Source organism: Bacteroides sp. AF25-5LB (assembly GCF_003602965.1).
Taxonomy (GTDB): domain Bacteria; phylum Bacteroidota; class Bacteroidia; order Bacteroidales; family Bacteroidaceae; genus Bacteroides; species Bacteroides uniformis.
The window spans coordinates 73,231-80,669 of the sequence record NZ_QTMC01000022.1 but is presented as its reverse complement, the minus strand read 5'-3'; the positions used below and the strand labels follow the sequence as shown (position 1 = coordinate 80,669).

The window sequence follows — 7,439 nt, the reverse complement described above, 5'->3', positions numbered from 1 at the left end:
GAGAGGACGTTTAGACGCAAGAAGGACGCTGAAGAGCTTAGTTGCGGATTTGAGGTATATCTTGATTCTGGTACGCAAGCATTATGCTTGTGGTAAATGATAAAAAAAGAATAATCTTATACTAATAAAACTGAAGAGTAGTATGAAGAAAATGATTAAGATAGCTTTTGTTGCAGCATTTGTAGCGATTGCAGGATATGGTGTTTATACAAATCAGAAATCTGAAGCATTATCTGATTTGGCTTTGGCTAATGTAGAAGCATTGGCAGGCGGTGAGGGTGGTGCTACAAGTTGTCCAGGTGGAAGACATCTTTGTGCTTGGATTCAGAGCCCTATGGGGTCTGTTACCTATTATGATGAGAGCGGTCCGAACACAATTTGATAATTGTAATTAACATAAAAGGGCATTAAATGTCATATATAAATTTAGTGCCCTTTTATTTATATAGAAGAATAACTGAAATTTTGTATATGAAAAAATTAATATTAATGATGTGCGCTTTTCTTTGCGTACAGTGTACTGGTAAGAAAGTTGCAAATGTAGATGATACAATCGGATATGATTTTGAGTTGCAAGAACAGATGTCATTTAAAGAAGTAGCCTATCCGGATTTGTTGGGTTCTACTATGCAATTGATGAAGAAAGACAGTTTTCTGTTTATCAATGAGTTTCATGGTGATTCCTTGATACATATATTCAATTTGAAGACAGCTCAAAAAGAAGGAAATCTGGTCGCTTCCGGGAATGGTCCCAATGAGTTGATATCTCCTTTGGAACTTCAAATAGTAGATGATAATCTATGGGTGCTTAGTCGACAACTTCATTTATTGAATCATATACCTTTTTCGGCTCTTGATGAAAATCCAGTTCTTTTAAAAGATGGGCTTATTAAATCAGAAGCAGACTGCTTTATTCCTTTAGATGAAAATAGAATTGTGTTTTCTGGATTTTTCAAAAAAAGATATGGCTTGATGAACTTGAATGACCGAGAGGTGATAAATGAGTTTGGCGATTATCCTGATTTTTGGGCTGATGAAAAAGATTTTCCAACGGAAGCAAAGGCTATGTTTCATCAAAGTCGGTTTGCAATCAATACGGATAAACATCTTTTTGCCTCATGTTCTTATTTTGTATTGGAGATATATAGCTATGATTCCAAAGGAATGGATGCACCAGAATTGAAATATAGGAAGCAGTTGGGAAAATATGAATATGATTTTGAGTCTGGGGGGCGTGTTACTGCTACAATGCGACCGGGTGCGGATTTAGTTTCTGTAGATATCGTAAGTGGAGGGGAGTATCTTTATGTTTTGATTCAGGATGAAAAGAATAGGAAGCACCGAAATTTAATGGTGTTGGACTGGGCTGGAAAACCTATCAAACTGTTGAAATCAGGAAAACGTATAACATGTTTAGCTGTAGATGAGAAGGAAGGCGTCGGGTATTGCATAATTCAGGATCCAGAAGATAAATTGGTTTCTTTCAGATTATGATTTTTATATGTTTTATGTCCCGTTTCTTGTTGGGATGGATAGACTGATAAAGAGTATAACATGTGGTAGGGAGAGAAACATGATGTTGTGTTTGGGATTAAATTATGATTTGAAATATGCAATTCTGTGTTTTTCTGTATATGTGTGATTTTGTCTTTTTGAAGTGATTGAATATGAGTTTAAAATAATGTGATTAATGAAGTAATTTTGTGATGAAGTATAGACGCTTATTCATAAAGCTGTTGGTTGTTGTATCTTTTTCTGCTTGTATGAGAAAGAATAATGATACTATGATTCACTTGGTGAAAGAATGGGAGAAGAAAGAAATTATTATTCCTGATGATTTGTGCTTTACAGTGTATGGAAGGGATACTGTTCAATATCCGGAGCTTTTGCAATATACAATTCTTAGTTATGTGGATTCGGTAGGGTGTTTCAGCTGCAAATTGCAGTTGCCTATGTGGAGGAATCTTATCAGTCAGTTGGATTCAACTTATCCCAAAAAGGTTTCTGTATTATTGTTTTTGCATTCAAAAAGTGAAAGCGAATTATTGTACACTTTAAAAAAGAATGGCTTTGACTATCCAGTTTGTATAGATGAAAATGATAAACTTAATCGCTTAAATCATTTTCCATCTGATATGGCTTTCCAAACTTTTTTGCTGGATAAGGATAATAAAGTGTTAGCGATGGGGAATCCAATTCTTAATCCTAAAATAAAAGAATTGTATCTGAAAATTATTCGTGGGAATGATATTGTATCAACTGCTGGAAAAGGCATTACCCAGACTAAAGTCCATATAGATGTCTCATTTTTGCGTTTAGGTAACTTTGATTGGCAGGAGGAACAAAAAGCAACTTTTATATTGAAGAATATCGGAGATAACCCATTGGTTATACAAGATGTTGCCACTTCTTGTGGTTGTACTACCGTAGCTTATTCAAAGGAACCGGCATTACCGGGTAAGGAAATAGATTTGGAAGTGGTTTATAAAGCTGAACATCCGGAGCACTTTGACAAGACGATAACGGTATATTGCAATGCAGAAACTTCTCCGTTGGTATTGAAGATTAGCGGGGATGCAAAATAACTGATTGATGGGATGAAGGAGCGGCTGCAATTGAAAAAATGGTTGAATGGAATAACGAATGTATTATTCTGTCTGTGCCTGCTTGTTGTGATACTGATAGTATTGCAGGTGTTTGTGGTGACCTCCTTCAAGATACCGTCGGACTCGATGGAACCGTCGTTGCTGGCGGGTGATTGTATTCTGGTGGATAAATGTTCGGGTGGAGCACGCCTATTCAATGTGCTTGATGCCGTGGAGAAAAAGGAGGTGAGGATGCACCGTATGTCCGGATGGAGAAATTTTCAGCGGAATGATGTGTTGGTGTTCAATTTTCCTTATCCGGGCAGGTGGGACAGCATTGCGCTGGACGTGATGTTGTATTACGTGAAGCGCTGTATCGCCGTGCCGGGTGATACGTTGGAGATAAGGAATACACATTATCGTGTGTCCGGATTTGATGGTATCGCAGGAAATGTGCAGGCGCAGGAGGAATTAGGTAAATTGATATCTTCGGGCATGACGGAGGAACGGGGCCTTGTTCTTAAGAGCTTTCCCGATGGTGGCTGTAATGGGTGGACTATCAGCGAGTTTGGGCCTCTTTATATACCGGCCAAAGGCAGCGTGGTAGGAATGAATCCGGAAACACGGTTGCTGTATCGGAACGTGATAGAGTGGGAACAGAAAAAGAAACTGACATTGCATGGAGATTCGGTTCTGCTGGGGGACAGTGTGATACACAATTACCGCTTCTGTGAGAACTATTATTTTGTTTCGGGTGACAAGATGGTGAATTCAAAAGATTCCCGCTACTGGGGATTACTGCCGGAACCATTTATAGTGGGAAGGGCATGGCTGGTATGGAAGTCCGTCAGCCCGAATACTGGAAAAATGAGATGGAAACGTATCTTTAAAAGAATAGACTAAGATGAAAGTTCTGTTTAAATTGCTCTGGATATTATTGATTGCCGGGATATTGGAGGCTTGCAATGCTTCCGGCAGATTGGAGTACGCACTGGAGTGTGCTGCAACCAACAAAGGCGAACTGGAAAAGGTACTGGAACATTATAAAGATGAGCCTGAAAAATATAAAGCCGCTTGTTTCTTGATAGAAAATATGCCTTATCACTATGCTCTTGAAGGTGAAGAACTGGATTCTTTGAAAACAGTGCTGGCTTCGGCAGATGCTTATGGGGTGATGCTGAAGGATACTGCCGTACCGGATTGGGATTATTATACCCCTTCCGGATTGCAGAGAAAACCGGATGTACTGAATATAAGGGCTGAATTCTTGATAAATAACATTGATTTGGCTTTTGATGGTTGGAAAAAGCGTCCGTGGAATGCTTCCCTTTCTTTTGCAGATTTCTGTGAATGGCTGCTTCCCTACCGTATCGGAAATGAGACTCCGGACAACTGGCGGCAGATATACCATGACCGTTATTCCTTTTTGCTGGACGAGGTTTATACGGGTATCGATGTAGTGGAGGCGATTAGCGTAGTTTGGGAGTATTTGCAGAAGGAAGACCCTTACCGGTTTACATGGGTCTTTAACTATCCGCATTTGGGAGGAGAGTACCTGCTGCATAATCGTATCGGCAAGTGTCAGGATGCTTGTGATTTTATGATTTATGTGATGCGGGCCATCGGCGTCCCGGTAGCCTATGATTTCTATACTTTCAATGCGGAAACACGGAAAGGGCATGTGTGGAATGTGGTGAGGGATGTAACGGGTGTCTGCCTTCCTTTTACTTTCCCTTCCCGGAAGCCGGAACGGGGAAGTTTCTATATTGACAGTCGGCGCCCGAGCGTGGTTTACCGCCGGTGTTTTGGCAGACAATGGGACATGGATGGCGATTTTATGCGGAACCGGTCCGTACCGGCTGCTTTTAAGGATGTGTTTGCAAGAAAAGTGTCGGATAATTATTTTGATTCGAATCTGGAACTGCCGGTAGAAGGGATGGACGGGAATTATGTTTATGTGGGGTTGTTCAGTGCTTATGGGTGGCGGGGAATAGATTTTACTAAGGTAGAAAGTGGAAAAGCGCTTTTTAGGAATTTGGCTTCGAGGCAGGTTTATATATTGTTGGCATTCGCAAACGGGCAGTATCGCCCTATTGGAAATCCTTTTTATTTTGATGGCAAGGATATACATCCTTATGTTGCAGATACCTCCAAGTGCTATTCTGCTGAATTGTATCGGAAATACCCTCTTTCGGAACGTATCAGGAACTATATGGGAGGGATAAAAGACGGGCATTTTGAGGCGGCTTGTGATAAGGATTTTAAAAATGCGGAGTTGTTGTGTACTGTGAAAGATACGCCCGGTATCAATTATAATCACGTTATTCTTGAGAAACCGGTAAGGGGTCGCTATGCCCGTTTTTGTTCTTCGGCAGAGGGATATGCGGAAGTTGCCGAAATGCATTTTTATAAAGGAGAGGAAGAGATTGTCCCTATAGACAGTTGGGGAGATGCTCCAGCCACAGCAAATACTTTTGCCTATCAGGTCTATGATAATGAACCGTTGTCGTATTTCATTTCATCAAAACCCGGTGCAAGTGTAACGGTGGATTTTGGAAAGGTTGTTACTATAGACAATTTTATGTATATGCCCCGTAACGATGATAACTTTGTCAGGATAGGGGATTATTATGAACTCTTCTATTGGGGAGAGGGCTGTTGGAACTCATTGGGGAAGAAAATTGCCGAAAAACCTTTTCTACCATATGACGGGATACCATCGGGAGCTTTGCTCTATTTGCATGACAGTACCCGTGGAGAAGAAGAACTGATATTTCATATGGAAGCTGGTAAGCAGGTATTTGTATCGGATTGTAAGGATTGATTGGACTGCCTTTCAGATTGGAATAGAAAAAATGGAATAGTGATATGAAACATTGGTGTGTATGGGTATGGTTTACAGCAGGTCTGTTTGTGGCTTGTTCTTCGGAAAATCAGTGGTTGGACACAGCTTTGAATCTTGCCGGTGATAACCGTGCGGAGTTGCAAAAGGTACTGGACCGTTACAAGGAAGAGGACGGTGACAAATATCGTGCTGCTTGTTTTCTGATAGAGAATATGCCTTTTCATGGTGCTTACGAGGGAAAGGCCTTGGAGAATTACAGGAAGTATTTCAGTGAATACGTTTCATTTCCTTATTCCAGGCATGTGCAAGAGTTGATTGATTCCTTGAAAAGAGCAGATGGAGAATTTTCTATAAATCAATTGACTTATAAGAGGGACATTATGACGGTGGATTCCGCTTTTTTGGTCAATCATATAGAATGGGCATTCAAAGTCTGGCGGGAGCAACCTTGGGGAAAGCATGTTGATTTTGATACTTTCTGCGAATATATATTGCCTTATAGAATAGGGGATGAGCCGCTTTCTCTCTGGCGCAAAGAAATTTATGAGTGCTATAGCCCGATTTTGGATGAATTCAGGAAGACAGATGAGGCTGATAATCCTAAGGTTGCCGCCCAGTTGTTGATGGATACGTTGCGGAAAGCGAACTACCGGAATACGGCTCTTTTTCCGGTGGGACCTCATTTGGGACCGGATGTACTGAAATGGCATACGGGCAGTTGCCGAGAGTTTACGGATGCCATGATATATGTGTTGCGGGCATTGGGCATTCCGTGCGGAGTAGATAGGGTGATGGTATTAGGAGACAACAATGCCTCTCATTTCTGGAATTTTGTTTTGGATAAGGAAGGAAAGACATACATTGCAAATCTTCCTTATGAAGAAGTATGGAGCAAAGCGGAAGAATATAGCATTTCGAGGGGAAAAATGTACCGGGCAACCTATAGTATTGATAAGGAGGCGGTACGGAAACTGGGGAAATATTCCGATGTTTACCCGGCATTCCGACGTCCGTTCTTCCGCGATGTCACTGCACTTTATACCGGTAGCAGGAATTGGACTGTAGCTCTTCCGGATTCTTTGCTTTCCGGACAGTTTCGTGAGGGGGATATGGTGTATTTGTGCCTTGCCAACAGACTACAATGGCAACCTATAGGATATACTTTCTTTAAAAAGCGGGAGGCTCGTTTTGAGGATGTGGGAGGCGGGGCGGTCTTTACGCTGGCTGCCTGGAACGGAAAGGAATACGCTGCAGTATCTTCTCCTTTTCTTCTGGAGCGTGAAACCGGAAAGATACGGTTCATTGTTCCGGAAGCTGAAAAGCAGGAATTGGTCTTGTATAGGAAGTGCCATCTTACTTTGAGTGTTCTTTTCAATGACCGGATGATTGGGGGAGTAGTGGAAGGAAGCGACCGGGCAGACTTTGGGTGGAAGGATACTCTACTTTTGATAAAGGAGGCTCCGTATCGGCTATATACTGTGGCCCGGTTGAAGTCTGATAAACCGTATCGGTATATGCGCTATAAGGGTGCTGACGGATGTTTCTGTAATATCTCGGAACTGGCTTTTTATGAGAATACGGAAGATACCATACCTCTATATGGGGAAATCATAGGTACTCCGGGAAGTTTTGAAGACAATACACATGAATATTTGAACGCATTTGACGGTAATCCGGATACTTCATTTGATTATATACATCCGGATGGAGGATGGACCGGGATGGACTTTGGAAGTCCCCATCGTGTGGAGAAGGTGGTGTATACTCCTCGTAATGAGGTGAATTTTATTTATAAAGGTAATTTGTATGAATTGTTTTATTGGGGTGGAGGAAAATGGAATTCTGTCGGGCGGCAAATGGCTGTGTCAGATTCTATTGTCTATTCAGGGTTTCAAGGTGCTTTATTTTATCTGAAGAATCACACAGCCGGTAAAGATGAACGGATTTTTGAATATAAAGACGGGAAACAAATCTTTTGGTGAATTATAGAATACTATTGAATATTTGAT

The 7,439-nt window shown here is 41.2% G+C and carries 6 protein-coding genes; all 6 read left to right on the top strand.

Annotated elements, in window-relative coordinates:
• Positions 1–142: 142 nt before the first annotated feature.
• The 6 genes from DWY57_RS18815 (at position 143) to DWY57_RS18790 (ending at position 7,412) form a co-directional block, all read left to right on the top strand.
• Positions 143–382 carry an NVEALA domain-containing protein gene (locus DWY57_RS18815; protein WP_119962259.1) on the top strand — a complete coding sequence of 80 codons (240 nt, stop codon included), beginning with the start codon at positions 143–145 and terminating at the stop codon, positions 380–382.
• A gap of 89 nt (positions 383–471) precedes the next feature.
• Positions 472–1,494, top strand: a complete 1,023-nt coding sequence (locus DWY57_RS18810) for a BF3164 family lipoprotein (protein ID WP_165853623.1) — start codon at positions 472–474, stop codon at positions 1,492–1,494.
• A gap of 212 nt (positions 1,495–1,706) precedes the next feature.
• Positions 1,707–2,585 carry a DUF1573 domain-containing protein gene (locus DWY57_RS18805; RefSeq protein ID WP_119962257.1) on the top strand — a complete coding sequence of 293 codons (879 nt, stop codon included), beginning with the start codon at positions 1,707–1,709 and terminating at the stop codon, positions 2,583–2,585.
• Positions 2,586–2,597: 12 nt separating this feature from the next.
• On the top strand, positions 2,598–3,488 hold the full coding sequence (gene lepB, locus DWY57_RS18800; RefSeq protein ID WP_016272652.1) for a signal peptidase I: 891 nt from the start codon (positions 2,598–2,600) through the stop codon (positions 3,486–3,488).
• A gap of 1 nt (position 3,489) precedes the next feature.
• Complete coding sequence (locus DWY57_RS18795; protein WP_119962256.1) at positions 3,490–5,409, top strand: hypothetical protein; 1,920 nt, start codon at positions 3,490–3,492, stop codon at positions 5,407–5,409.
• 44 nt (positions 5,410–5,453) lie between these two features.
• The gene (locus tag DWY57_RS18790) at positions 5,454–7,412 is read left to right on the top strand and encodes a transglutaminase domain-containing protein (protein ID WP_119962255.1); all 1,959 of its coding nucleotides are present in this window, start codon (positions 5,454–5,456) and stop codon (positions 7,410–7,412) included.
• Positions 7,413–7,439: the final 27 nt, after the last annotated feature.

What these genes read in the sequence shown, in the direction of transcription:
- DWY57_RS18790 (WP_119962255.1), top strand. Translation starts at nt 5,454, where the DNA reads ATGAAACATTGGTGTGTATGGGTATGGTTTACAGCAGGTCTGTTTGTG.
- DWY57_RS18810 (WP_165853623.1), top strand. Translation starts at nt 472, where the DNA reads ATGAAAAAATTAATATTAATGATGTGCGCTTTTCTTTGCGTACAGTGT.
- DWY57_RS18795 (WP_119962256.1), top strand. Translation starts at nt 3,490, where the DNA reads ATGAAAGTTCTGTTTAAATTGCTCTGGATATTATTGATTGCCGGGATA.
- DWY57_RS18805 (WP_119962257.1), top strand. Translation starts at nt 1,707, where the DNA reads ATGAAGTATAGACGCTTATTCATAAAGCTGTTGGTTGTTGTATCTTTT.
- DWY57_RS18815 (WP_119962259.1), top strand. Translation starts at nt 143, where the DNA reads ATGAAGAAAATGATTAAGATAGCTTTTGTTGCAGCATTTGTAGCGATT.
- lepB (WP_016272652.1), top strand. Translation starts at nt 2,598, where the DNA reads ATGAAGGAGCGGCTGCAATTGAAAAAATGGTTGAATGGAATAACGAAT.